Genomic DNA, 24,727 nt, shown 5'->3' on the forward strand with positions numbered 1-24,727 from the left:
CGCCCTGCGGTGACGCCTGCGCGCCACCATTTTGTTCCACTCCGACATAAGGAATAAACCCCGTGTCAACGCTCGCAGCCACCTCTTCATCGCTGGATGCCCGCACGCTTCAGCACGATGATTTTCTGTTTCTGTCTCCCGACAACAGCCTACATGCCCGTGGATGTTACGCCGCCTTGTCGACGGCCGTGGCAGACGGCGGTCATCTGCAAAGCGACGTTCAGCAGCAGGTAAAAACGCTGTTTGCCCGTGCCCGGCAGGACGGCATCGCCCGGCCGCTACTGGTGGGCGCTATCCCGTTCGACAAACGCCAGCCCGCCCGTCTGTTCGTACCGCAACAATCACGCTGGTTCACACGCGATACACTGCAACAAGCGCCCCTCACCGCCGCGCCGATAAGGGTGCGCCAGATACGCGAAGTGCCGGAGCATGATACGTTTTGCCAGATGGTCAGCGCCGGCGTTGCCGCTACCCGCAGTGGTGAGCTGAAGAAAATCGTGTTGTCCCGCTTGTTGGATATCGATGCCGACCAGCCACTGGATTCACTTCATCTGTTTCGACAGCTTAATCAGCAAAATCCCTGGAGCTACAATTTTCACGTGCCGCTGGAACAGGGTGCGCTGCTGGGCGCCAGCCCGGAATTGCTGCTGCATAAGCAGGGCAACCACATTGTGTCGCAACCACTGGCCGGATCAGCCCGTCGCAGCGACGATCCGGTGGAAGATCAACGCCTGCGCCGTATGCTGATGGCCTCAACCAAAGATCGCCACGAACACCGGCTGGTCACCGATGATATCCAGCAGGTACTGGCGCCACGCTGTCGGGCGCTGACCATTCCGGACACGCCGGAACTGCTGAACACGCCGGTACTGTGGCACCTGGCGACCCGGATTCAAGGCGAAGTGTTGGACGCACAGGAAAACGCGCTGTCTATTGCCTGTCTGCTGCATCCTACCCCGGCGTTGTGCGGCGTGCCGTTCGAAGCCGCCCGCGATCGCATCGCCCAACTGGAGCCGTTCACACGCGGTCTGTTCGGCGGCATCGTCGGCTGGTGCGACGATGAAGGCAACGGCCAATGGGTGGTCACCATTCGCTGCGGCGAAGTGCGGCAAAATCGGGTTCGATTGTTTGCCGGCGCCGGCATCGTGCCGGACTCTCAACCGGTGTCTGAATGGCACGAAACCGGCGTTAAATTGAGCACCATGCTGCGTGCATTTGGTCTGCGACAGGATCAGGAGTGCGCAGCATGATGATTGAATTCACCCGCTGGCCGCCCGAGCTGGAACAGCGCTATCGCGAACGCGGCTACTGGCTGGATGTGCCGCTGGGCGACATTCTCACCCGGCACGCCGACAATGACGACACCGCCGTGATCGACGGCGACCGCATGTTCAGTTACCGCCAGATGAACCAATTGGCGGCGCAACTGGCCGGCGCGCTGCAACGCCGGGGAGTCACGCCGGGGCAAACCGCGCTGGTACAACTGGGCAATGTTGCCGAGTTCTACCTGACTTACTTCGCGTTGCTGCGCGCCGGCATTGTGCCGGTGAACGCCCTGTTCAGCCATCAGCGCAGCGAACTGTGCGCCTATGCCGACCAGATCGCCCCCACGTTGTTAATCGCCGATCGTAGCCATTCGTTGTTTACCGATGACCGCTTTATCGACGAGCTACGCCAACGTTGCCCGTCGTTGCGGCAAGTCATCCTGCGTGGCGACGCCGGCTCGGCGTTATCGCTGGCGCAGCTGTTACAGGAAGACGGCGGCCCGATGGACGCTACGCCGACGCCCGCCGATCAGGTGGCGTTTTTCCAGCTTTCCGGCGGCAGCACCGGCACCCCCAAACTGATTCCCCGTACGCACAACGATTACTACTACAGCATTCGCGGCAGCGTAGATATTTGCCGGGTGGATGCGCACACCCGTTTCCTGTGCGCCCTGCCCGCCGCCCATAACTACCCGCTCAGTTCACCGGGCGCGCTAGGGGTGTTCTATGCCGGCGGTACGGTGGTGCTGGCGGGCGACCCTAGCCCAACCTGTTGCTTCCCGTTGATTGCACGGCACCGCATCACGCTGACCGCGCTGGTGCCGCCCGCCGTCACGCTGTGGCTGGAAGCGGTGGCGTTATCCGGCGATCGCAGCGCGCTGGCGAGCCTGCGCGTATTGCAGGTCGGCGGCGCGCGGTTAAGCGAATCACTGGCGCGACGCATACCGGCGGAACTGGGCTGCCAGTTGCAACAGGTGTTCGGCATGGCGGAAGGGCTGGTGAACTATACCCGGCTGGATGATGACGATGTCCACCGCTTCACGACGCAAGGCCGGCCTATCAGCGACGATGACGAAGTATGGGTAGCCGATGCCGACGGCAATCCGTTGCCGCACGGTGAACCGGGCCGCCTGATGACGCGCGGGCCTTATACCTTCCGCGGCTACTACCGCAGCCCGGCGTACAACCGCCAGGTTTTTGACGCCGAGGGCTTCTACTGTTCCGGCGATCTGGTGATCCAACAGGCGGACGGCCATCTACAGGTGGTGGGGCGCGAGAAAGATCAGATTAACCGCGGCGGGGAAAAAATAGCCGCCGAAGAGATCGAAAACCTGTTGTTGCGCCACCCTTCGGTGATCAACGCCGCGCTGGTGGCGGTGCCTGACCCGATGATGGGCGAGAAAAGCTGTGCGTTTCTGGTCACCCGCGAACCGCTCAAAGCGGTGGTGTTGCGTCGTCATCTGCGCGAACAGGGCATCGCCGACTACAAATTACCGGACCGATTTGAACAACTCCCCACCCTGCCGGAAACCGCGGTGGGTAAAGTCGATAAACAGCGGCTACGCCAGCTGGCGCAACAGCGCGTAGCGGCGGCCACTGCAGGAGAATAAATCATGGCTATTCCAAAACTAAACGCCTACCCGCTTCCCGGCGAGGAACATTTACCGGTCAACAAGGTCAACTGGCCGGTTGACGCCACGCGAGCCGCGTTGCTGATTCACGATATGCAGAACTATTTTCTCAATTTCTGGGGAGAAAACAGCCCGCTGACCGAACAGTTGATCGCCAACGTCGCGCGCATTCGGCAGGCGTGCCGCCGGCAGGGCATTCCGGTGTTTTATACCGCGCAACCCAACCAGCAGAGCGACGCCGACCGGGCGCTGCTCAACGACATGTGGGGACCGGGCCTGAACCGCCACCCGGAGCAGCAGCAAATTACCCCGGCCCTGACGCCGGACGCCAACGACACCGTGCTGGTGAAATGGCGTTACAGTGCCTTCCACCGTTCCGACCTGGAGCAACGGCTGAACGCCGCAGGCCGCGACCAGTTGATTATTTGCGGGGTGTACGCGCACATCGGCTGCCTAACGACGGCCACCGATGCGTTCATGCGTGATATCAAACCGTTCATGATTGCCGACGCGCTGGCGGATTTTTCGCAGGAAGAGCATCTGATGGCGCTGCGTTATACCGCCGGTCGCTGCGGCCGGGTACTGACCAGCGCGCAACTGCTGGACGCACTCGCCCCGCAAACGGATGACGGACTGGCGCGCCTGCGCGCCGAACTGCTGCCGTTGCTGGATGACGACGACGACATCGGCGACGACGACAACCTGCTGGATTATGGGCTGGACTCGGTGCGCATCATGTCGCTGGTCACCCGCTGGCGTCAGCAGGGGCATGATCTGGATTTCGTCGCACTGGTGAAAAACCCCACGCTACGTCATTGGCATCAGTTGCTGAACCAGCGTCAGCCGGAGGAAGCATGAGCATCGCGCTGGATTTCAGCGGCAAACAGGTGTGGGTAACCGGTGCCGGGCGCGGCATCGGCTATGACATCGCCTGCCGTTTCACCGAAGCGGGGGCGATCGTCACCGGATTCGATCGTGTTTTTTCCTCTGACGAACTGCCGTTTCGCGCCATCGAGCTGGATATCGGCGATGCCGCCGCCGTGGCGAAGGTTTGTGCAAGAGAGTTGGCGCATACGCCGCATCTGGATGTGCTGGTGAACGGAGCCGGCATTCTGCGTATGGGCCAGACCGAAGCGCTCAGCCTGCAAGACTGGCAGGATTGCCTGAACGTTAACGCGGGCGGGGCTTTTCACCTGTTTCAGGCGCTGATCCCGCAGTTTCAGCAGCAACGCCGCGGCGCGATTGTTTCCATCGGTTCCAACGCGGCGCACGTGCCGCGGGTCGGCATGGCGGCCTATTGTGCGTCCAAGGCGGCATTACGCAGCCTGTGTCTGACCGTCGGGTTGGAGCTGGCGCCCTACGGCGTACGCTGCAATCTGGTGTCGCCCGGCTCCACCGATACCCCGATGCAACGCAGCTTGTGGCACTCACCGGCGTCGGAACAACATACCATCGCCGGTTTCCCGGAACAGTTCAAACTGGGTATTCCGCTCGGCAAAATCGCCCGTCCGCGCGATATCACCGATACGGTGCTGTTTCTGGCGTCCGATCTGGCGGGCCACATCACGCTACAGGATGTGGTGATCGACGGTGGCGCCACGCTGGGTGCATAACGCCATACGCCGGCATCTTTTTTTGATGGAGAAGTGCACATGATCTGGAAACGCGTGACCACGCTGGACATGCTCAATCAGATGAGCGACGACTGCATGTTATCTCACCTGGGGATTCGCTTTACCCATATGACAGACAACAGCCTGGAAGCAGTTCTGCCGGTGGATGCCCGCACCCGGCAGCCGTTCGGCCTGCTGCACGGCGGCGCCTCGGTGGTGTTGGCGGAATCGCTCGGTTCGGTAGCGGGTTGGCTGTGCACCGAACCGGGTGCCAGCGTGGTAGGCGTGGAGATTAACGCCAGCCACCTGCGGGCGGTTGCACAGGGAGAGGTGCGGGGAATCTGCCAGCCGCTGCATCTGGGCCGCCAGACGCAAGTCTGGCAGATAGAGATTCTGGACGAACGCCAACGGCGCTGCTGTATCGCCCGGCTGACCACCGCAGTGATTCAGCCGTAAAGATGACAAAGGAGGCCGATGGCCTCCTCAGACTGCTGACAAACGCATTAACTACAGGATGAAGCATCTTTCCGGCGTCAAAAACTGCGCTGAGGTGGGCGACTTCGCCGGGTGAGCGACAGGACGTCGCGAAAGCCCGTGCCGCTCCGGGAGAGCGTCACGGGCGGCCCGAACCGCGAAGTCGAACGCCGAAGGTAGCGCGTAGCGCCGCAGTTTAGCCACCAGCCAGTGGTCAAGGAGAGGTGGCGCCTGCACCTCTCCTTGTCGTGCGTGCGATGAAATAGCAGAGGAACCACACCGTTTATCCCGCACGAAACCATTCACTGAATAGGCAGACTTCACCGTTCACAAGACAACCCGGCTGTTTGTCAACAGCCTCAGGAGGCCGATGGCCTCCTCGTTGGTTTTACTCCGCCAACACCGGGTAATCGGTATAACCTTCCGCGCCCGGTCCATAAATCGTGTTGCTGTTCAGCTCGTTGAGCGGCGCACCGCGACGCAAGCGCTCAACCAGATCCGGGTTGGAAATGTAGATGCGCCCAAACGACACGGCGTCCGCCTCGCCGTCCGCCAGCAGTTGCTCCGCGGCGTCACGGGTCAGGCCATCGTTGGCGATCACTACGCCACTGAACTGTTTGCGAATCAGCGGCAGAATACGCTGCGGCGTATCCAGCGCTTCGCGTACAAAGATGAACGCCAGTTTGCGCTCGTTCAGTTGTTCAGCCACATAACCGAATAACGCCTGCGGATTGGAATCCTGCATCGAGTGTGAATTGGACATGGTATTCAGGTGCACGCCAACCCGATCCGCTGGCCAGACGGTCAGCACGGCGTCCACCGTCTCCAGCAGAAAGCGCGCCCGATTGGCGATGGAGCCGCCGTACTGGTCGGTACGCTGGTTGGAACCATCATGCAGGAACTGATCGAACAGGTAGCCGTTGGCGGCATGGATTTCCACCCCGTCAAAACCGGCGCGTTTGGCGTTTTCCGCCGCCCGACGAAAGTCTTCGACAATACCGGAGACTTCGTCCGTTTCCAGTGCGCGCGGCACCACATAGGATTTGTAGGGGCGAATCGTCGCCACATGACCTTCCGCCGCGATAGCGCTGGGCGCGACCGGCAACTCGCCGTCCAGATAGACCGGGTCGGAAATACGCCCCACGTGCCACATCTGCAACACCATTTTACCGCCTGCCGCGTGTACCGCCGCATTAATGCTGTTCCAGCCTTCAATCTGTTCATCCGACCAGATCCCCGGCGTATTCGGATAACCGACGCCCTGTGGCGTGACGGCGGTGGCCTCTGTCAGGATCATCCCGGCACTGGCGCGCTGGACATAGTATTCCTGCGACAATGCACTGGGGATCCGCTGGTCAAAAGCACGCATACGGGTGAGCGGCGCCATGACGACACGGTTTTCCGCCTTGATGGCGCCAATCTGAATGGGATCAAACAAACCTGACATAGCATTTTCCTTTTTTATTAATTATCGATACCGGTGAACAAAGAACACATCCATCGCCGCGGCTTACCAACAAACGGCAATGTGATAGCAGGTTGTATCAGCGATGAGTTAACGCAACGGATATAACATCATTGAAGGGACGGTCGCCATATCATTTGGTGCTTATGACGACGTATCAGGTTATATACCCTGAGTAACGTTACAGGGTAAATGCTCACAGAGTGTGACACTATCTTATACGCATTCTTACACGCATATTAAGCCCGGACGGAACATAGCCGATGTTGCCGCGGTCGCGCGCGAAGCCATACAGGTTGGTAAACAATCCGGTTCGGGTAACGGCAGGCGATATCAGGTAACGGCAGGCGACAGGTGTTCGCCAAACGCCGCCAGTCTTTGCAGGCCATACTCCCATTTACCAAACCCGGCTTCTGCGTTGATGTGCCCGCCTTCACCCACATCCACCAGATCGCTACCCCAGGCTTTCGCCCAGTGTTCGGCGCGGGAAAAGGTCATCAATGGATCGTTGTGACTGGCAAACGCCAGGCTCGGCACGGCCAACCGTTCAGCCCGAATGCGGTCTTCAATCTCAAAACGCATCGGCTCTGCCGGCGCCACCAGCATCACGCCGGCGATACCGTCCATACCCTGCTGAACGACATGGCAGGCGGCCAGCGCCCCAAAGCTGTGGCCAATCAGCACGGCCGGACGCTCGCACGTCGCCAGTTCACGGCGGATCGCCAGCACCCAGCGATCCAAATCCGCCTGATACCACTCTTTCTGGCGGATACGCCGCCAGAACGGAAATCGACGTTCCCAGTAGCTCTGCCAGTGGTCTTCGTCACTGTCGCGCAATCCCGGCACCAGCACCATCGTCAGTCGCGAATCGATGTCTATCAGACGCTGGTCTACTTCTGTTGTCTGCATCAGGTTCTGTGTCTCCCTGTTGATTGTCTGTCAGAGTAGTGCGGACAGCCTCGATGACATCGCCACCCTTACACCCTTTCCATTACAATCTGATAACAATATCAGTACCGGCTTACAGCCTACCACGGGATTCCTCATTTGTATCCTGATTCAGTACAGCAATTTATATTGCTTCCTATTTTGCCGGAGAAAGCCTTTTTTTCTTTTTATGTCTTGCAGTTGCTACAGAATAATATGCTGATTCATGCGGTAGGCCGGGAAAACGGCAGTTCCTGAGGACAGGCGATACGCCGGCACAACTGCTCAAAAATGGTATTTGTCTGCATAATCTGATCCGCTGCTCTCAAGTCTGGTAAAGCATGGCTTTTCGTCTGGTCGTCAATGCTTTTTAATGCTATTCCCACCGAATTTAACGTTATCCCCTTGAACTTCATCCCTGACCCGGCGTAGATTAGCGCCGATTCCATCATCTGCCTGCATCTGCAGCAGTGACTGGGGAACCGCTAGAACACCGGCGCTTCCTGAAAGTTAACGCACAATCGGAATCATTGCTGGCGTGATATTGCTGGAGAGAAATCAGTGAAGTACTTATTCATGGGCGTTTCATTCATTCTGTTTTTATGGGTAGGCACTTTTTTACTGATGCTGGAATAACCCCGACGGTATTTCCTCATCCACTTCGGCGGAAGGCTCCTGCCGAAGCAACAACAAAAAATAATTATCAGCACACGAAAGACGAATAAACGACAGGCTGGCAACCCTTCTGCCAGCCTGTTTCTTTTTTATAGCAAGTTATAGCAAGAAGCCGGCAACAGTAGTCAACGAGTCAACAGCTCACGAAGCTGTGAATGCGAGGTGTGCCGTTCAGCATAACGATGCGCCCCGGCAATCAGGCGGCGCACACCGAACAACGCCCGTTCAATGGCTCCAGCCACCCAGCACATTCAGCACCAGACCCACCGCGCCGCTCATCGCCAGCCAGGGGCCAAACGCCAGCGGTTGCTGCATGTTGAGGCGGTGTATCCGCCGCCACAATAACGTCGCCGTCAGACCGCTCAGCGAGGCAATCAACACCAGATTGGGCAGCGCCTGCCAGCCCAGCCAGGCCCCCAGCGCCGCCAATAGTTTAAAATCGCCATGACCCAGCGCCTCGCGCCCGCTCAGCAGACGAAATGCCCAGTAAATCAGCCATAGCGACAGATAACCGGCCACGGCACCAACAACAGCCTGTTCAAGCGGCACAAAGGTATCCGCCAGGTTAAACAATAACCCGCCCCACAGTAGCGGTAATGTCATCACATCGGGCAGTAACTGTGTTCGGGCGTCAATCGCCGCCAGCGCCAGCAATATGCCAAAACACAACAATGCCCCCAGCAACGCCAGCCCCGGTTGCCAGAGTAAGCCGGCTAACAGAAACGATAACCCGGACAGCAATTCAATCAGCGGATAACGCCATGACACCGCGCCGCCACAACAATGCGCCCGCCCACGCAGCCATATCCAGCTCAGCAACGGAATGTTGTCGCGCATACGCAGTCGCTGATGGCAATGGGGGCAGGAAGATGGCGGCCAGCAAAGATCATAACGAGCAAGCGGCCTGCCAGCCGGTAGACCAAGGTGAAAACGCGCCTCCTGCCGCCAACTCCGTTCCAGCATGAGCGGCAGCCGATAAATCACCACGTTGAGAAAACTGCCGATAATCAGGCCCAGCAACAGCAGTGCGAGCAGCCAGACACGCGGGAATGTGTTGGCAAAGGCGATCAGATCCATGTCGTTCTCCCATCCCGATCCCTGATGGCCCGGTATGCTGACACAATATATTCGCCCCTGCCAGACAGGCAGGCAACGGGCGTCGTTTTTTGCGCGCCAGCGCGCAGACTGGCTGATTATCGATGACGGCTTCGCACTACGCGATGCGCCTGCCTGCTATCCGGCAGGACCGCCATTGCGCCGATTACAGCACCCGTTCCAGAGACAGGCGGGTGACTTCTACGATACCGGGGCTGTTGGGAACGGCCGTCACATCTATCCCCTGGGTGATGACACCGTTTTTCTGCTCCAGTTCAGCCAGCCAGTGCAGCAGATTATTGAAATCGCTACGGGCCAGCGTCACCGACACCTGCGACTCCTGCGGTTGCATACGCAACACGGTAATGCCGTAGCGGGCCGCGCTTTGCGGCACCAATACCGTCAGGCTGATATCGCGACCGGCTATCTGCCGCCGCGCACCTTCCGACGGCGGCAATCGCGGCGCCTGCTGTTGCATCCACCGCACTGTCTGGCGCTCACGTTCGACAGTCATTTGCCATTGCCGCGCACTCTCCTGCCAGGGCGCCCAGATCAGATAATACAACAGGCATAACACGACCAGACCGCCACACGCCAGTGTCATTAGCCGCTCGCGTTGGCTCATTACCTGCCAGCGACGACGCAATTCATTCATGGCTGACTCCTTAAGGTTAACTGGCCTTCCACATGATCTTTTTCCTGCTTCATTTCACCCGGCGGGATCTGGAAATATGCCTGAGCCTGCTGGCGGAACTGTTCCATCTGCGCATAAGAAGTGGCACGCAGGCTGAGGCGCAACTCATCACGGCTGCGATCGTACGACAGCGACTGCAACGAAACGCCTTCATTCTGCGCCACCAGTTGTTGCAGCCGGTTCATCTGTTCGGTTAACGCGAAACCACTGACGCCGGCACGCACTTCCTGCAAATGACGCTGCATCTGCGCGCGTGGATTCACCACCTGTTTCTCATCCGGAAACAGCTTGCGGTACACCCGCACGCTCTCCTGACGCCAGTAATCCGCCTGGCGATACAACTGATAATGCGTCCAGACGGATTCCCCCAGCACCAGCAACAGCCAGGCGGACAGCGCGATCAGCACATTGCGCCACGGTAACAACGCCTGTTTCCAAGGCTTCACCGGCGCATATTCCCCTTGCCGCAAATCCATACTCATCGACAAGTTCACCTGAGCCGCCAGCGTCAACAAATCCGTGACCGGCTGAGGCTGCCAAGTGAGTGCCGACGCGGGTACCGGGCTATAACAGTGTACGGCGGGCAGCGGTTGAAAACCGGCCAGCAACGACTGATACCAGTTCTCCTCCGCCGCCATACCGATACCCGAATCCAGCCGAAACAACCACAGATTCCGGTGGCTGATGGCGCTCCAGGCGCTGTCCGCTCGCGGCAATGCCATCACATCCGGCACCACCGTCTCTACGGGAATGCCCAGCGTCTCGCATTGATTCAGCCATGCCCGCAATCGCGATTTCTGCACCACGGCCACCGTCGCGTTATCCCCATGCATATCCATAACGGCAAAATGCAGTTGGTCAATATCGCTCGCCACCTGCTCTTCCAGCATGAATGGAATGGCCTGTAATAATTGCCGGCGTGATTGACGCGGCAAAGACAAGGTATGAAATGTCACATCGGTTGACGGCACCAATACTCGTGCCGATATCACCGGATAATCCGTCAACACCGCCTGAAGGCTTTCCAGCGTTCCGCTGCCTGTCGTCAGGGTTTGATGGCGGCTGACGGACCAGATTAGCCATTCCAGGCTATCTGAAGTCTCTGCGCTCAGCCGCAGAATCAGTTGCTGTTTACCGCTGGTATTCTCTGCCTTACTCATGGGTTCACCGTCCTATATCCCCCGTACTGACGTTGTACCACCTCGATCTGTTTACCGCGATGAAACAGACTGCGTTGATAGAATTCACTGTCGTCTACCCGAATCTGAATGTCGGCGAAAAACCAGTCGCTCTTGATAACCAACACCTGACGAGCGCCATTTTTGCCGCTTTCCGGCAGCGCCGACATTCCCATAAAATCATTAAGATTGCGCCATCCCTGCGGCGGCCGTTGTTGCAAAATACGCTCGGCCATATCCAGACTGATATCGCCCATAAATAACGCCGATAATAGCGGCGCGCTGTCCAGCATCAGGGTGTTGACGTTAATCGCCAGCTTATCCACCGGCAACACGCAAACGTAAGGCAATAACCGGCGGTACAGCGCCGCATCCATGCCCATGACTGCACGCAACTCCGTAACGTCCGTCATACGCTGATTACCGGGATGGAAATTGACATAGCTGTCATCCTCCGCCCCATTCATCAACGGTTCGCTATCTTCGTCGAGCCAATCCCGTACGGCGTCGGTTATACGCTCCGCCTGCTTAGGATCTTCCCCCAGTACTATCATTAACTGCCGAAAAACCTGTGCCGCATAGGGCACTTGCTCAGCAGTACCGACTTTGGGCGGCGGCGAATTGCCGTTACCGCTACTGCCGTTAGCCGCATTGTTATTACCGGATGTGTTATTACCGGATGCGTTATTGGGCGTCGGCTTTCTGGCCGGGTTCAACGCGTTCAGATTGAGACATGCCTGGCCGTCCAGCGCCTGAGCGCGAATTTCAGTGCCGTCCGCCATCATTTGGTGATCCACTTTTGACCAGGGCTGACCGATAAAAGTACTCTCCGGCGAGGCCTGCGCATCACGCTGCAATACGTTGGAAATCAACGCCTCTGCGCCTAATGCATACCAACGCGCCTGGGTACGATTCAACAGATTGCTGGTACGCTGCCACGCTTTGCCGCTGCGTTCGGTAATAGACGCGGCAATCGTGACCATCAACGACAGCATCAGCATCACGATCAACAAAGCGACACCCCGTTGCCGACGACTCACGAGTCACCTCCGCTGTTATCATCCGGCGAGGCCTGACTCTGATCACCGGACGAATCGTTATTTTCCTGCGATTGCTGATCCTGATTCTGCTGGTCCTTATTTTCGTCGCCGTTATTACCATTCGGACCGACTTTGGATTGCGGCTCCGCGTAGCGCGGCGTGATCAGGAATATACGGGTAATCTCGCCGTAATCGCGTAAGGTAACAACGATAGCGATACCTTGCGGCAGATAGGCCGGGTCATCCCAACGCTCCTGCCAGCCGTCCTTACCGAAAAAGCGCAGAACAAACCCCGTCACGCCGGTTAACACCGGGCGTACCGCAGGTTCCTGCGTCGACAGCGGTTCCGATGAATCGTAAAACAGCCGCTCCAACGTATCGCCGCGCAGCCGGTATCCCACCCGCTGTAATTCAGAGCGCGGCATAATACCCAGAGGGTTGAGCCAGCCGTTGCGAATAAAACTGACGGCCCAATCGGCGCTGCCTAATTGATAACGCTCGGCGTAAAACCCCAACTCATACCCTTGACTACGGCGCGGAACGATTTGTGAAAAATCCCGCTCCATTAAGGAAAAACCGCGTTGCAACTCGGCCAGACGCGCCTCTTTACGCGCAGACGCCTCGTCATTACGCATCACACCGTTCATCACCTGCGAGGCAGCCAGACTCAACGCCGCGAAAATCGCCAGCGCCAGCATCACTTCCAGCAGGGTAAAACCGCGTTCAGGCTGCTTCACTGCGCAGGCTCTCCGGGCTGGACCAGATAACTGCGCAAGACGGCATCCGCCGCTCGGCTGTCGCGATCATGGCGAACTTCAACATCAATCGCCCGCACCCGCGTATCCGCCGTGGCGATGCCCTGAATACGCCAAAACCACAGCGAACCGGCGAAATTCACTTCGCCATCGACCCATTGGCTCTGCGGCCACTGTTTTTCCAGCCGCATCGCCGCCTGTTGATTTTCCGCAATCCAAAGTGCGAAGGTCTTCTCTTCCAGGCGCCCCAATCCATTCGCCTGCTGAGCCGTCGTTTTCAGCACCGTCAACCCCGCCAGCGCAAAGATGACCAGTGCCACCATCACCTCAAGCAACGTCATTCCCTGTTGTTTCATCCCTTACTGCTCCGCTTCCGGCGACGTGTGCACCTGACCGTTGGTATCCACCTGTAACCAGGCGGAATCGTTGCCATTACGCAAGGTCAGACGAAATGGCGTCACTTCACCGCCCGGCAGAATCAGAATATGAGGATCGCCGTTGCCTGGGGAAAAACCGGTGCCGTCTCCCGCGGCCCCGACTTGTGTAGACAGCTCGATGTTAAAGCTGTCCGGCAACTCGCTGGGCACCGACATACGGTACGGTTGCCACGGTATCCAGACATAGCGCAGACGCTGTTGTTCTTCCGGCGAATTCTCCACCACCTGACGCTGTAGCAAGGCGTATTGCCAGCGGTGGGGCTGAATATAAACGCCAAGAATATGGTCATTCATCTGGCTGTCCTCCACCGCATACTGCAATTGCGCTTTGAAGCGGGCAATCTGCCAGCCGCTATCCTGCTGCTTCGGCGCAGGAATCGCCATCATCACCAATGTGGCGGCCACACCGGCCAGCAACACCACCAGCATGATTTCCAGCAGCGTGAATCCCCGCTGACGCACGATCAGGGATTCCCGTTACCGTTGCCGCCATTGTTATGCGCGCCGTTGCCGACATTCCAGTTGCCGATGTCGTCATCGGTATCCGGCATACCGTCCGGACCATAGGAGAACACGTCTATCTTGCCGTGGCGGCCAGGGCTAACCAGTTGATATTCCGCGCCCCACGGGTCTTGCGGTAAACGACGAATATACCCATCTTGCGGATAATTACGCGGTTCCGGCGGCGTAGTCGGTTTTTTCACCAATGCCCCCAGCCCTTGCTCGGTTGTCGGGTAACGGCTGTTATCCAGTTTGTACATGTCCAACGCGCTCTCCAGCGCAACTATGTCGCTGACGGCTTTCTGCTTGTCGGCTTTTTCTTTGTTGCCCATCAGGTTCGGGACAACCAGGCTGGCCAGGACACCGAGAATGACGATGACCACCATGATTTCCAACAGGGTAAAACCTCGCTGACGTCGTTCCATCTTTTCGTTACCTCATTAACGTATCAATCTTCGCTACATACTCATTAGGGTATTCAACTGCAGAATCGGCTGGAGAATCGCCAGCACGATAAACAGCACAATGCCGGCCATGCTCACCACCAGCAGGGGTTCGAACAATCCCAGCGCCAGCGTCATTTGAGCGCTGAATTCACGATCCTGATTATCCGCCGCGCGGGTTAACATGCCGTCGAGCTCGCCACTGCGCTCGCCGCTGGCGATCATGTGGCGCATCATCGGCGGGAACAGCGCGGTTTGCTCCAGCGCCTTGTGCAGGCTCACGCCTTCACGCACGGCATCGGTCGCCTGCCCCAGCCGAAAACGGGCATAATCGTTGGTCAGTACATCGCCACTGATACGCATCGCCTGTAATAGCGGCACGGCGCTGGAGTTAAGGATGCTCAGGGTGCGGGCATAGCGGGCTGTATTCAGGCCACGGGCAATACGCCCGATGACGGGAAGGAACAATAAACGGCGATGAAAAACGAGGCGGTGTTTTTCCTGACGCAGTAATACGCGAAATCCCATGATCGCCAGCACCAGTAACAGAACCACCCAGGGCCCGTAGGTTCTCACTGCATCGCTGGCGCTCATCAGTAAACGGGTGGACAACGGCAGCGCTTGCTTCATGTGAATAAACTGCTCGACAACCTTCGGCACGACGGCAGACAACAAAATCGATACCACCGAAATCGCCACCAAGGTCAACACGCAGGGATAAATCATCGCCTGTTGAATCCGACTACGCATCTGCTGGCGCTGTTCGGTGTAATCCGCCAATCGGTTCAGCACGGCATCCAAATGACCGGACGCTTCGCCCGCCGCGACCATCGCACAATACAAACGCTCAAAACTGCCGGGAAAATTCCCCATTGCCTCGGCCAGCGAATGCCCTTCCACGACCTTGGCGCGTACCGCCGCCATCAGCGCGCTCAGCTTCGGTTTTTCGCTTTGCTTAGCCACCGCGTCCAGCGCTTCCTCCAGCGGCAGAGCCGCCGCCACCAACGTCGCCAGTTGACGAGTCAACAACGCCAGATCGCTGGCGCTGATGCGATGCGAACGGCCGAATGACAGAGAAAATCCACTGCGGGGAGACGCCTCACCGCGCTGTTCCTCGATTTTGACCGGCACCAACCCTTTTTCACGCAGCAGTTGACGCGCGTGACGGGCTGAATCCGCTTCCTGCATACCCTGACTTTTTTTTCCCTGGGCATTTAATGCCTGATACTGGAACAGCGCCATGTCATTCCTCTTTCGTTACACGCACCACCTCTTCCCAGGTGGTGATGCCCGCCAGAACCTTGTCCAGCCCATCCTGACGAATGGTGACCCGGTTATCGCCCAGCATCCTGGCGATACCCAGTTCACTTTCGCCACGATGAATAGCGGTGCGCACCGTATCATCGATCAGCAGTAATTCATGAATGCCGGTACGGCCACGATAGCCGCTGTAATTACACTTATCACAACCGCCGGGATGGTAGAGCGTAGTGCCCACCGCCAGGCCGGTTTGCTCCGCCTGTTCGTGATCGATGGTGTAAGGCTGGCGACATGACGGGCACAGCGTACGCACCAGCCGCTGCGCCAACACCCCCAGCAACGATGTAGACAGCAGGAACGGCTCGATGCCCATATCCTGAAGACGGGACAATGCGCCCAACGCGCTATTGGTATGCAACGTGGATAACACCAGATGGCCGGTCAACGATGCCTGTACCGCAATTTGCGCCGTTTCGCCGTCACGAATTTCCCCCACCAGCACCACGTCCGGGTCCTGACGCAGGATTGCACGCAAACCACGCGCGAATGTCATATCGACTTTAGGGTTAACCTGGGTCTGCCCGATGCCTTCCAGCTCGTATTCAATCGGATCTTCCACCGTCATGATGTTGCGTTCGGCAGAATTGAGGCGGCTCAATGCCGCATACAGGGTGGTACTTTTCCCCGACCCCGTCGGGCCGGTCACCAGAATAATGCCGTGCGGACGGTGGATCAGCGTGTCCAACTGCCGTCGATGGTGCTCGGCCATCCCCAGTGTTTCCAGATCGAGCCGGACGCTGTTTTTATCGAGCAGACGCAATACGACGCGTTCGCCATAGTTGGACGGCAGGGTCGAAACACGCACGTCAATCGCCCGTCCGCCGATACGCAGCGCCATACGGCCATCCTGCGGGACACGCTTTTCGGCGATATCCAGCTTGGCCATCACCTTGATACGGGATACCAACAAAGACGCCAGTTGACGCTGCGGGCGCAAGATTTCCCGCAATACGCCATCAATGCGGAAGCGAATCAGCAAATGGCGCTCAAACGTTTCGATATGAATATCCGAAGCCTTGTGTTTGATGGCTTCGGTAAGCATGGCGTTGATCAACCGAATAATCGGCGCGTCATCTTCGCCATCCAGCAAATCGTCGCTATCCGGCAGCTCTTCCGCCAGCGTATAGAAATCGATATCGTTACCGATATCTTCCATCAGGCGGCGCGCCTCTTCGGAGTCGCGCTGATAGCGCATCACCAATTGCCGTTCAAATTCCTCCGGGCTGACCTGGCTCACCGTCAACGCCACCCCAGCAACCCGGCGTACTTCCAGTAACGCCAACGCAGGCGTCTCAGGGACACAAACCACCTCCGCCGCCGAGGCCGACTCATCCTGCAACAGCAGAATTTGCTGAGCCCGGGCAAACGCAAACGGCAGTACCGGCCTCAGCTCGGATGTGTGAACGGGCTGATCGCTCATCGCCCCTCCGGCTGATAAAACGCGGAGATGGACGATTGCACCTGCCGGAAGGTGTAAGTATTGCCACCGGATAAACGCAGAGTGTTGTTATCCAGCACGCCATTACCTTCACCGCGCTGTTTTTGCTGTTCATTGTTGAAAGAGCGGTATTTGTTGATCGACGCTTCCTGGAACTGCCCTGGGTCGCGAATAATGGTCGGACGCAGGAACAGCATCAGGTTGCGTTTGTTCATCGTCTGGACTTTCGAACGAAACAGGCTGCCCAGCCACGGAATATCGCCCAGTAACGGGACTTTGTTATTGGTTTCAATGGTGTTTTTATCCAGCAGGCCGCCCACCACTACGGTTTCGCCATTGGTGACCATTACAGCGTTATTTACGGTACGAGTATTAAAGGTCACTCCCAGCGAACTGTTGGTGCTGCTATTGCCTTCCGCCACACTGGAGACTTCCTGCTCAATTTGCAGCAACACCGAATCGCCTTCGTTGATCTGCGGTTTGACCCGCAATTTAATGCCGACGGTCTTACGCTCTACGGTGTTAAAAATATTGTTTCCTGAACCCACCGTCGTTTGCGACCCCGTCAACACCGGCACCTCCTGCCCCACATTGAAGGTCGCTTCCATGTTATCCAGTGTCACAATGCTTGGCGTCGCCAACACGTCGTTTTTGCTGTCGCTGGACAATGCCGTCAGCAGCATGGACCAGTTGCCACGATAAAAACCGGCGGTAATACCATTGAAGCTACCCAGTGCGTTTGCATACGCCGTCGTCAGCGTACCGTCGCTGCGGAACTGATCGGTCCCGATCACCGCGGTAGAGATCGGTATGTTATTGCTGGCGTTGGAGTTAGGGAACTGGATCATGCCGGCACGCTTGTTGGCCCACTGGATCCCCATATTCAAACCATCGGCATCCTGAATTTCGGCGATGATCGCTTCCACCAGCACCTGCGGACGGCGAATATCCAGTTGATTAATCACCTGTTCCAGATCACGCATGATATCGGGCGGCGCGGTAATGATCAGCGAGTTGGTCTGATCATGAGCGCGTACCGTCACCTCTTTGCCCTGGATCACAATCGTCCGCCCGCCCGAACTGTTGGCCGAGCCAAACGCGGAACCAAATCCCATACTGGAACTGGAGGAGGATGACGATGAACCACTGCCGGAACTACTGCCGGATGAGCTGGAGTTACTGTTGTTTAACGTGTTGTTCGAACGCGTTGAGGAAGGGCGCGATGAGTTTGTCGACGATGAATTACGATTACCGCTGGTCCCATTACCGGCCAGTACTTCGATCAGATCCAACGCCTTGGCATACTTAAGATAGATAACCTTAGTCCCACCCTGCGCCACCTGCTTGCGATCCAGTTGGCGGATCATCTCCACCGCGCGCTGGCGGGCGTTTTCTTCGCCGCTGACCACCACCGAGTTGGTACGTTCATCTGCCACCACATTGGCCAGCATGGTGCTTGGCAATGCGTTTTTCTCGTCGGTCTTATTGAGATCGTTCACCAGCTTGGCGACATCTTCCGCCGATGCGTAAGTCAATGACACGGTGATCATTTCACGATCACCGGTTTTGTCCACGGTATTGACGATATCGACCAACCGCTTGATCACCGCCGCGCGCCCCGTCATCAGCAGGACGTTGGACGGTTCATAATGCACTACCGTACCGGCACCCGCGTTATCGTTAAGCTGGCGCAGCAACGGAGCCAAATCCCTCGCCGCCACGTTGTTGAGCGGTACGACACGGGTCACCAGTTCATCGCCGACGCCCGGTTGTTCATTATTAGCCAGAGGAATCGACGACGATTTAGCATCTTTGGAACGGATGACTTTCAGGACGCCGTTATCCATCGGCACCACCGAAAAACCATACACATCAAGGACACTGAGGAAGAACTGGTAGTATTGTCCTTCGTCCATCATATCGTAACTGCGCACGCTGATAGTACCGCGCACCGTTGGGTCGATAATCACCGTTTTGTTCAAATTCTTACTGACGGTGTTGATGAACTCCTGAATATCGGTTCCTTTGAAACTGGCTGAAAATTCAGCGGCCCAGCCACATGGCGAGCCAAGCAGGAGAACGGTTAAGCCCAGCCACCCCCAGCTTTTTTTTATCCCTTTGCCAAGCACGTTACTCGTCTCCCCCAAATTCCATATAAATATCCTGACGCTGTCCATCACGCTCCACCGTCAGGGTAAAGTTATGCACATCCGCCATGCGCTCCATGGCTTTTTTAGCTTGCTCTTCGTCACGCAAATCCAATCCATTCAGGGCAACAGCCATGTCGTTATCCTGAAGCCCGACGCGATAGAATGAATCGCTTTTCGGCCCCGGATTCAATCGGTACCCATGAAGTTTGTTGTCGTTCATCACCGGGGAAAAAGAGACGTAATCGCTCATGGTGGTGGAAGCACGCTGCTGAAGTTGCTCGTTTAACTGCGCACCAGATACGCCGTCTGCGCTATTTTCTTCCTGGTTGTACAGCCCCAGCACTTCATAACGCCCCTGATACTGCAACACCACCTTATCAGGCCGGATCGATACGATTTTGGCGTTATAACCTGGAACTTCTTCATTGACGCCACGACTAAACTGTTCGTTGTCTTTACTGATGATGGCGATGGAGCGGGCGGTATCGTCGCCCACCATCACGCCGGTCAGTGAAAGATTCAGCGTAGAAGGGGGTAAATTACTCATTTGCGACGCATCCAGCGCACCCGATCTATTTTTTTCGGGAGACACGCCGAATAACGTGAAATCATTCAAAGTGACGGGCTGCTGCCGGGCTTGTGCCGGGGTGATCTGCACACTGGCGACCGGCGAATTATCAGGCAAGCCGACACGCCAGAAAATCATTGCCAGTTGCTGACAAAAGAGCAGCATCAACAGATAAAATAAAATCCGTCTGATGACAGACGGAGATAACGGTGGCAGTTTTGAGATATTCATCTGCAAACATTATCCCTATGTGTTCGCCGATTATCCTTGCCACGTCCGTAAACGTGGAATAAGGGCCATACAGCACCATTTTCGAAGATGAAAATAGTACTTCTGCATTTGTTGTCGTCTTGACGCCGCATCGAGTCTATAAATCACCAGCACGCGCAACGCATGACACTTTCAAACTAACTTGCCGGAAAGGCCGCAAGCGCGCCATCATCAGAATCATGAGCCGACCATTTTCAGTCAGCCTCTGCCTGCGCTAAGCCTGTCTGCAATCGTGTTGCTGGCTGACAGGCATCCTGTTTCCTGTTTATGCCAGGCAAGAGGCACGCAATATCATCGTGCCGGATAGCACTAAAACCATCAACAATATAACTCAGGTTAATGACAAGACAATCCCCCGGTCAGCAACCTTTTTTCCCACTATTTTCCAATAACCCCGACGCAACCCGCAACGTTACTATTGCCGCCGTTTGTCAGACATAGCGAAAATATTCCGCGATACAAGAAAGTCACATTCTATTTACATGCCCATTTCCTGTCTGACCGCTATTGCCGACTTACACAAAAATAAAACGCTGCCGCAGCAAATAACGTACCGCTTTTTACCTATAACAATCCCGAATTGCGAGCTTCTTTATTTTGATACCCGGTTATCGATGTCGGGATAAAAAGCACTGACCACCCTGTCAATGAATTAATAACATAAATATGTGAGGTTTTAATCACCTGACGTTATTTGTTGTTACCTGTACTCTATCCCGCTGCCTCTTTTGATTCTTTTATGTACTGGCAAACAGAAACAGCAGCAATAGGATAGTAAAACACCGTTTCATTAAAACATATTCCCGTTTTTTTTTTGCGACCAGCCTCAAACTTTTACCGGCATTAATGATCAGCGTAATAGAATGTTGTCGAAATGGCTGTTAGGTCACATAAATGGGATGAAGCGTTGATTATTGCTTTTCATTCCCTGAAGAATAAGGCTTTTGCACTCCAGTTAAAGTCGGTCTGGTATGTTCAGGAAGAGCATCAGGTTGCATAACGTTTTGAGGTAAGACGTGAAAAATACACCGGAAGTAACATCCCCCTCCCAGACGGGTTACCGTATCCCCGGCTATTTGCTGGTTGTCTACGCGCTGCTGCTGTTTACGCTGGGGTGGTTCGGCCATCAACACTGGATGGATATCCATTCGCCTTCCGTTCCCGTCGCAACCGTTGCGGCGTTACCGACGCCGCCTGCCGTACCCGCAACGACAACACCCGAAAAACCTGTCGATGCCACGGCCTCACTCACCCCTCAGGCTACGGTTGAACAACGTCATGCCACGACAGAGCCGCCGGAGGCGACACAGGAAAAAGCACCGCCGCAATCGTCAGTAGGCTGGCGAACGGCCAATCTCGGCGAACTGCCCTACATCGCCTTCAGCGCACATGTCTATACGTCCGATCCGGATAAACGCAGCGTCACGCTAAATGGAGAACGTTATCGGGAAGGCGATACACCGTATCCGGGGCTGATAATCGAGCAAATTGAACAGGATATGGTGATCTTCAGCTTTGATGGCGAACCGTTCATTCTGGATTCATTACAGGATTGGCCAGGCGGAAAACCGGGAAGCGATGCCGATGACGGCAGTACGCCGCCCCCGTCCAAATCAGAGAAAACCGTCAGAACAACGAAGAAGTAGCACAGCAACTGCACGCCATGCAGTTGCCTTTTCCTCAGCGGACGGTACGCATGGCGTCAAGGAACGGCGTCATGCTGCGGTTGAAAGACGAGCATTGCGTTGCCTTCGGCGTGCCGTCTTTCAGCAACCCTTGATAGAGGTTCTCGCTCAGTTGCGGTAAAGATTGATAACGGGTGGTATCCCAGCCTTTTTTCGCCGCTACGCTCATCGCCGTTTTCAGGATAGTACCGTCATCCGGCAAGTCACTGCGTTCACACTGTACGCGAAGATATTTACTGGCGGCGACCAATGATGCCAGTTGACTGATTTGCTCATTGACCGACACGCTGGTTGCACTGCGGGAGGCGGTGTTTTTCACCGGTGCGGGGGCTTGACAGGCCGCGAGACTCAGACAACAAACACTGAAAAACACCACTTTTAACGAAGATACATGCATGACTCGACTCGTCTTATTGATTAAGTTCCATCTCTGGGATACCCGATATGGGCATTGGCTTAGCAAACCATTATCCCTTTGTCGCCACAAGGGGCGACAAAGGACGGCGTGATCAAACCATCAGAAAAATATTTCTGCAACTGTGCACTACGGCTTAAGCGCCTTTTTTATTGCCTGGCAATACGCCATCCGCCCGAAACATGGCTTTGATTCCGCGCACTGCCTGCCGAATACGATCCTGGTTTTCGATTAACGCGAAACGAACATGCGTATCGCCATAATCGCCGAACCCGATACCGGGCGACACGCAGACTTTGGCTTCTGCCAGCAGACGTTTGGCAAACTCCAGCGACCCCAACTGTGCGTAGGCATCAGGAATTTTCGCCCACACATACATTGACGCCTTAGGCTCATCCACCATCCAGCCGGCTTCATGCAAACCTTTTACCAGCACATTACGGCGCTGGCGATACTGTTCGGCAATATCGCGCACACATTGCTGATCACCTTCCAGTGCGGCAATCGCCGCGACCTGCAACGGCGTGAACGTGCCATAGTCGTGATAACTCTTGATACGCGCCAGTGCACTCACCAGCTCAGGGTTACCCACCATGAAACCAATACGCCAGCCCGCCATGTTGTAGCTTTTCGACAGCGTAAAGAACTCTACGGCAATCTCTTTGGCACCAGGAACCTGCATGATGGACGGTGCTTTCCAGCCATCATAGACGATATCGGCATAGGCCAAATCGTGCACCACCAGCACCCCATAGCGTTTAGCCAGTGCCACAACCCGCTCAAAAAAATCCAGTTCAACACACTGTGCCGTTGGGTTTGACGGAAAGCCGAGAATCATCATCTTAGGCTTGGGAATGCTTTCGCGGATCGCCCGCTCCAGTTCGTTGAAGAAATCAATACCATCGATTAACGGTACTGAACGCACCTGTGCGCCGGCAATCACAGCTCCGTAAATATGGATGGGATAACTGGGATTCGGCACCAGCACTGTATCGCCATGATCGAGCGTCGCCAGCATTAAATGCGCCAACCCCTCTTTAGAACCGATGGTGACAATCGCTTCGCTTTCCGGGTCAATCTCTACCTGGTAACGTTCGGCATACCAGCGGGAAATCGCCCGGCGTAATCGCGGGATACCGCGAGACGTAGAATAACCATGGGTGTCTTCGCGTTGGGCTACCGCGCACAGTTTCTCAACAATATGCGGCGGTGTTGGGCCGTCCGGATTGCCCATACTGAAATCGATAATGTCCTCGCCCCGACGGCGAGCAGCCATTTTCAATTCAGCGGTAATATTAAAAACGTAAGGCGGGAGACGATCGATGCGCGTAAAACGGCGCGGAGAATTAAATTCAGCCATAGAATCCTCAGGATAACGTGAGCGCCCGGACCGTCCGAGCGACGCCTGACCCGCGAAACGGGTCGTTATTCACCCTATCCCAGTTAATCGGTGCTGTCGATAGCGACAGATAATTATTTTTTAACCGGTACAAATGCGGTTTATCCGCCGATTTTTGCAGTAAATCACCTGTTCAGGGGAATAATTTTTGATAACTCACCGTCGCCAATATCAACGAAATATTTTTTTCCTGTGAGAGACTGTTGCAACGCCCTTTCACCCAACCGGGGAAATCAGTATCTTTATGCGCGGTTACGACGCGCGACAATCTTTGCCCCCAACGCCTACAACTGCTGCTTGCTGGCAGAACTGCCCGTCCGATTCCTGAATTTCCCCCATGCCTGAAGCCGCCACGCCCCATCAATACGGCGTCGCAGCATGGTTTTTTGCCCGACATTGTTTAAGGAGCGTTGTCATGCAGCGTATGGTTTATGTTGATGGTCAGTATCTGCCGGAATCCCAGGCGACTATTTCGGTATTCGATCGCGGTTTTCTGTTTGCCGATGCCGTGTACGAAGTGACATCCGTCATTAACGGCGGGCTGGTCGATCTGGACGCCCATCTGGTGCGATTACAGCGTTCCTGTCGCGAACTTGCCCTATCGGTGCCGGTGTCAAACGACGAGCTTAAAGTCATCCACCAGCAGTTGATTGAGCGAAATGCGTTGCGGGAAGGTTCGATTTACCTTCAGCTCAGCCGCGGCAACGGCGGCGATCGCGATTTTTACTTTCCATCGACCGATGTCAAACCCACGCTGGTTCTGTTTACTCAGGCTCGCCCTATTATTGCTCACCCTAAAGCGGAGACAGGGTTATCCGTGGTCACCTGTCCGGATATCCGCTGGCATCGCCGCGATATCAAAACCGTCAGTTTATTAGCGGCTTGTATGGCGAAAGAGTATGCACATGCCCAGCAGGCCGACGATGCCCTGTTAGTCGAGAATGGTTTCATCACCGAAGGCACATCCTGCAACTGTTACATCGTGCGGGAAGACAATACCGTAGTCACTCGTCCGTTGAGTCACGACATCCTGCACGGCATCACCCGTCAGTCACTGCTGGCACTGGCGGAACAACAGCACATCACGGTAGAAGAACGGCCATTCACGCCGGAAGAAGCCTGGCAGGCACGAGAGATATTCATCACATCCGCCACATCATTTGTTTTGCCGGTGGTAAAAATCGACGGCCGGCAGGTGGGCGACGGCAAGCCGGGGCCTGTTACCCGCCGCCTGCGTGACATTTACATCGAGATGGCTCACGCCCAGACACGCTAACGCCCACACCAGA

Annotated in this window: 24 protein-coding genes; 8 read left to right on the forward strand and 16 right to left on the reverse strand. The window is 56.2% G+C overall.

Annotated elements, in window-relative coordinates; translation table 11 throughout:
* Window positions 1-62 precede the first annotated feature (62 nt).
* Genes FDP13_RS04600 through FDP13_RS04620 form a run of 5 tightly spaced genes read left to right on the forward strand, consistent with a single transcriptional unit; the run spans window position 63 to window position 4,965 of the window.
* The gene (locus FDP13_RS04600; RefSeq protein ID WP_012769058.1) at window positions 63-1,250 is read left to right on the forward strand and encodes an isochorismate synthase; all 1,188 of its coding nucleotides are present in this window, start codon (window positions 63-65) and stop codon (window positions 1,248-1,250) included.
* Window positions 1,247-2,875, forward strand: a complete 1,629-nt coding sequence (locus tag FDP13_RS04605; protein WP_143838816.1) for a (2,3-dihydroxybenzoyl)adenylate synthase — start codon at window positions 1,247-1,249, stop codon at window positions 2,873-2,875. The genes FDP13_RS04600 and FDP13_RS04605 overlap by 4 nt, the downstream gene beginning before the upstream one ends.
* A gap of 3 nt (window positions 2,876-2,878) precedes the next feature.
* Window positions 2,879-3,754: an isochorismatase family protein gene (locus tag FDP13_RS04610; protein WP_143838818.1), complete on the forward strand. Its 876-nt coding sequence runs from the start codon at window positions 2,879-2,881 to the stop codon at window positions 3,752-3,754.
* Entirely contained in the window at window positions 3,751-4,509 is a 759-nt protein-coding gene (dhbA, locus tag FDP13_RS04615; RefSeq protein WP_012769055.1) for a 2,3-dihydro-2,3-dihydroxybenzoate dehydrogenase, read from the forward strand. The genes FDP13_RS04610 and dhbA overlap by 4 nt, the downstream gene beginning before the upstream one ends.
* Before the next feature lie 39 nt (window positions 4,510-4,548).
* Complete coding sequence (locus FDP13_RS04620; protein WP_012769054.1) at window positions 4,549-4,965, forward strand: hotdog fold thioesterase; 417 nt, start codon at window positions 4,549-4,551, stop codon at window positions 4,963-4,965.
* Window positions 4,966-5,371: 406 nt separating this feature from the next.
* Here the strand turns inward: FDP13_RS04620 and FDP13_RS04630 are convergent, their stop codons facing one another.
* Together FDP13_RS04630 and FDP13_RS04635 are read right to left on the reverse strand one after the other, a co-directional pair.
* Window positions 5,372-6,430, reverse strand: coding sequence for an alkene reductase (locus FDP13_RS04630; RefSeq protein WP_143838820.1), 1,059 nt, complete (start codon window positions 6,428-6,430; stop codon window positions 5,372-5,374).
* Window positions 6,431-6,781: 351 nt separating this feature from the next.
* Window positions 6,782-7,357: an alpha/beta hydrolase gene (locus tag FDP13_RS04635; RefSeq protein WP_143838822.1), complete on the reverse strand. Its 576-nt coding sequence runs from the start codon at window positions 7,355-7,357 to the stop codon at window positions 6,782-6,784.
* 579 nt (window positions 7,358-7,936) lie between these two features.
* Between FDP13_RS04635 and ypdK the strand changes: the two genes are divergently transcribed.
* A complete protein-coding gene (gene ypdK, locus FDP13_RS21965) occupies window positions 7,937-8,011 on the forward strand; it encodes a membrane protein YpdK (RefSeq protein WP_099327210.1) in 75 nt (24 codons plus the stop codon).
* A gap of 264 nt (window positions 8,012-8,275) precedes the next feature.
* On the opposite strand, the gene FDP13_RS04645 is transcribed toward ypdK, so the two are convergent.
* The 12 genes from FDP13_RS04645 to gspC form a co-directional block, all read right to left on the reverse strand.
* Complete coding sequence (locus FDP13_RS04645) at window positions 8,276-9,127, reverse strand: A24 family peptidase (RefSeq protein WP_143838824.1); 852 nt, start codon at window positions 9,125-9,127, stop codon at window positions 8,276-8,278.
* Between the two features lie 184 nt (window positions 9,128-9,311).
* Window positions 9,312-9,800, reverse strand: coding sequence for a type II secretion system protein GspM (gene gspM, locus FDP13_RS04650; RefSeq protein WP_012769048.1), 489 nt, complete (start codon window positions 9,798-9,800; stop codon window positions 9,312-9,314).
* Window positions 9,797-10,999, reverse strand: coding sequence for a type II secretion system protein GspL (gene gspL, locus FDP13_RS04655; protein ID WP_033575384.1), 1,203 nt, complete (start codon window positions 10,997-10,999; stop codon window positions 9,797-9,799). The genes gspM and gspL overlap by 4 nt, the downstream gene beginning before the upstream one ends.
* Entirely contained in the window at window positions 10,996-12,057 is a 1,062-nt protein-coding gene (gene gspK / locus FDP13_RS04660) for a type II secretion system minor pseudopilin GspK (RefSeq protein ID WP_143838826.1), read from the reverse strand. Before gspK ends, gspL begins: the two co-directional genes overlap by 4 nt.
* On the reverse strand, window positions 12,054-12,794 hold the full coding sequence (gspJ, locus tag FDP13_RS04665; RefSeq protein WP_143838828.1) for a type II secretion system minor pseudopilin GspJ: 741 nt from the start codon (window positions 12,792-12,794) through the stop codon (window positions 12,054-12,056). The genes gspK and gspJ overlap by 4 nt, the downstream gene beginning before the upstream one ends.
* Window positions 12,791-13,168: a type II secretion system minor pseudopilin GspI gene (gene gspI, locus FDP13_RS04670; protein WP_012769044.1), complete on the reverse strand. Its 378-nt coding sequence runs from the start codon at window positions 13,166-13,168 to the stop codon at window positions 12,791-12,793. The genes gspJ and gspI overlap by 4 nt, the downstream gene beginning before the upstream one ends.
* Window positions 13,169-13,171: 3 nt before the next feature.
* Window positions 13,172-13,711: a type II secretion system minor pseudopilin GspH gene (gene gspH / locus FDP13_RS04675; RefSeq protein WP_012769043.1), complete on the reverse strand. Its 540-nt coding sequence runs from the start codon at window positions 13,709-13,711 to the stop codon at window positions 13,172-13,174.
* 2 nt (window positions 13,712-13,713) lie between these two features.
* On the reverse strand, window positions 13,714-14,175 hold the full coding sequence (gene gspG / locus FDP13_RS04680) for a type II secretion system major pseudopilin GspG (RefSeq protein WP_012769042.1): 462 nt from the start codon (window positions 14,173-14,175) through the stop codon (window positions 13,714-13,716).
* 33 nt (window positions 14,176-14,208) lie between these two features.
* On the reverse strand, window positions 14,209-15,435 hold the full coding sequence (gene gspF, locus FDP13_RS04685; protein WP_012769041.1) for a type II secretion system inner membrane protein GspF: 1,227 nt from the start codon (window positions 15,433-15,435) through the stop codon (window positions 14,209-14,211).
* A 1-nt stretch (window position 15,436) separates the two neighbouring features.
* A complete protein-coding gene (gene gspE, locus FDP13_RS04690) occupies window positions 15,437-16,933 on the reverse strand; it encodes a type II secretion system ATPase GspE (protein ID WP_143838829.1) in 1,497 nt (498 codons plus the stop codon).
* A complete protein-coding gene (gene gspD, locus FDP13_RS04695; protein WP_370512548.1) occupies window positions 16,930-19,128 on the reverse strand; it encodes a type II secretion system secretin GspD in 2,199 nt (732 codons plus the stop codon). Before gspD ends, gspE begins: the two co-directional genes overlap by 4 nt.
* Window positions 19,082-19,900 carry a type II secretion system protein GspC gene (gene gspC, locus FDP13_RS04700; RefSeq protein ID WP_012769038.1) on the reverse strand — a complete coding sequence of 273 codons (819 nt, stop codon included), beginning with the start codon at window positions 19,898-19,900 and terminating at the stop codon, window positions 19,082-19,084. Before gspC ends, gspD begins: the two co-directional genes overlap by 47 nt.
* A 1,055-nt stretch (window positions 19,901-20,955) precedes the next feature.
* On the opposite strand from gspC, the gene gspB reads away from it, so the two are divergent.
* Window positions 20,956-21,585: a type II secretion system assembly factor GspB gene (gene gspB, locus FDP13_RS04705; protein WP_143838833.1), complete on the forward strand. Its 630-nt coding sequence runs from the start codon at window positions 20,956-20,958 to the stop codon at window positions 21,583-21,585.
* Between the two features lie 34 nt (window positions 21,586-21,619).
* On the opposite strand, the gene outS is transcribed toward gspB, so the two are convergent.
* Window positions 21,620-22,021: a GspS family T2SS pilot lipoprotein variant OutS gene (gene outS / locus FDP13_RS04710; protein ID WP_012769036.1), complete on the reverse strand. Its 402-nt coding sequence runs from the start codon at window positions 22,019-22,021 to the stop codon at window positions 21,620-21,622.
* Window positions 22,022-22,175: 154 nt separating this feature from the next.
* Window positions 22,176-23,399, reverse strand: coding sequence for an alanine transaminase (alaC, locus tag FDP13_RS04715; RefSeq protein ID WP_143838835.1), 1,224 nt, complete (start codon window positions 23,397-23,399; stop codon window positions 22,176-22,178).
* Between the two features lie 454 nt (window positions 23,400-23,853).
* On the opposite strand from alaC, the gene FDP13_RS04720 reads away from it, so the two are divergent.
* On the forward strand, window positions 23,854-24,714 hold the full coding sequence (locus FDP13_RS04720) for a D-amino-acid transaminase (protein ID WP_027711469.1): 861 nt from the start codon (window positions 23,854-23,856) through the stop codon (window positions 24,712-24,714).
* Window positions 24,715-24,727 lie beyond the last annotated feature (13 nt).

The sequence above is a fragment of the Dickeya sp. ws52 genome (genome assembly GCF_007210685.1).
In the GTDB taxonomy this organism is placed as follows: Bacteria; Pseudomonadota; Gammaproteobacteria; order Enterobacterales; family Enterobacteriaceae; genus Dickeya; species Dickeya chrysanthemi.

Excerpts from the sequence above, each read along its gene's own strand:
- FDP13_RS04620 (WP_012769054.1), top strand. The coding sequence starts at position 4,549 with ATGATCTGGAAACGCGTGACCACGCTGGACATGCTCAATCAGATGAGC.
- FDP13_RS04605 (WP_143838816.1), top strand. The coding sequence starts at position 1,247 with ATGATGATTGAATTCACCCGCTGGCCGCCCGAGCTGGAACAGCGCTAT.
- FDP13_RS04645 (WP_143838824.1), bottom strand. The coding sequence starts at position 9,127 with ATGGATCTGATCGCCTTTGCCAACACATTCCCGCGTGTCTGGCTGCTC.
- FDP13_RS04630 (WP_143838820.1), bottom strand. The coding sequence starts at position 6,430 with ATGTCAGGTTTGTTTGATCCCATTCAGATTGGCGCCATCAAGGCGGAA.
- FDP13_RS04720 (WP_027711469.1), top strand. The coding sequence starts at position 23,854 with ATGCAGCGTATGGTTTATGTTGATGGTCAGTATCTGCCGGAATCCCAG.
- outS (WP_012769036.1), bottom strand. The coding sequence starts at position 22,021 with ATGCATGTATCTTCGTTAAAAGTGGTGTTTTTCAGTGTTTGTTGTCTG.
- dhbA (WP_012769055.1), top strand. The coding sequence starts at position 3,751 with ATGAGCATCGCGCTGGATTTCAGCGGCAAACAGGTGTGGGTAACCGGT.
- gspI (WP_012769044.1), bottom strand. The coding sequence starts at position 13,168 with ATGAAACAACAGGGAATGACGTTGCTTGAGGTGATGGTGGCACTGGTC.
- gspF (WP_012769041.1), bottom strand. The coding sequence starts at position 15,435 with ATGGCGCTGTTCCAGTATCAGGCATTAAATGCCCAGGGAAAAAAAAGT.
- gspD (WP_370512548.1), bottom strand. The coding sequence starts at position 19,128 with ATGGACAGCGTCAGGATATTTATATGGAATTTGGGGGAGACGAGTAAC.
- FDP13_RS04610 (WP_143838818.1), top strand. The coding sequence starts at position 2,879 with ATGGCTATTCCAAAACTAAACGCCTACCCGCTTCCCGGCGAGGAACAT.
- gspG (WP_012769042.1), bottom strand. The coding sequence starts at position 14,175 with ATGGAACGACGTCAGCGAGGTTTTACCCTGTTGGAAATCATGGTGGTC.
- gspC (WP_012769038.1), bottom strand. The coding sequence starts at position 19,900 with ATGAATATCTCAAAACTGCCACCGTTATCTCCGTCTGTCATCAGACGG.
- gspE (WP_143838829.1), bottom strand. The coding sequence starts at position 16,933 with ATGAGCGATCAGCCCGTTCACACATCCGAGCTGAGGCCGGTACTGCCG.
- gspL (WP_033575384.1), bottom strand. The coding sequence starts at position 10,999 with ATGAGTAAGGCAGAGAATACCAGCGGTAAACAGCAACTGATTCTGCGG.
- alaC (WP_143838835.1), bottom strand. The coding sequence starts at position 23,399 with ATGGCTGAATTTAATTCTCCGCGCCGTTTTACGCGCATCGATCGTCTC.
- gspM (WP_012769048.1), bottom strand. The coding sequence starts at position 9,800 with ATGAATGAATTGCGTCGTCGCTGGCAGGTAATGAGCCAACGCGAGCGG.
- FDP13_RS04635 (WP_143838822.1), bottom strand. The coding sequence starts at position 7,357 with ATGCAGACAACAGAAGTAGACCAGCGTCTGATAGACATCGATTCGCGA.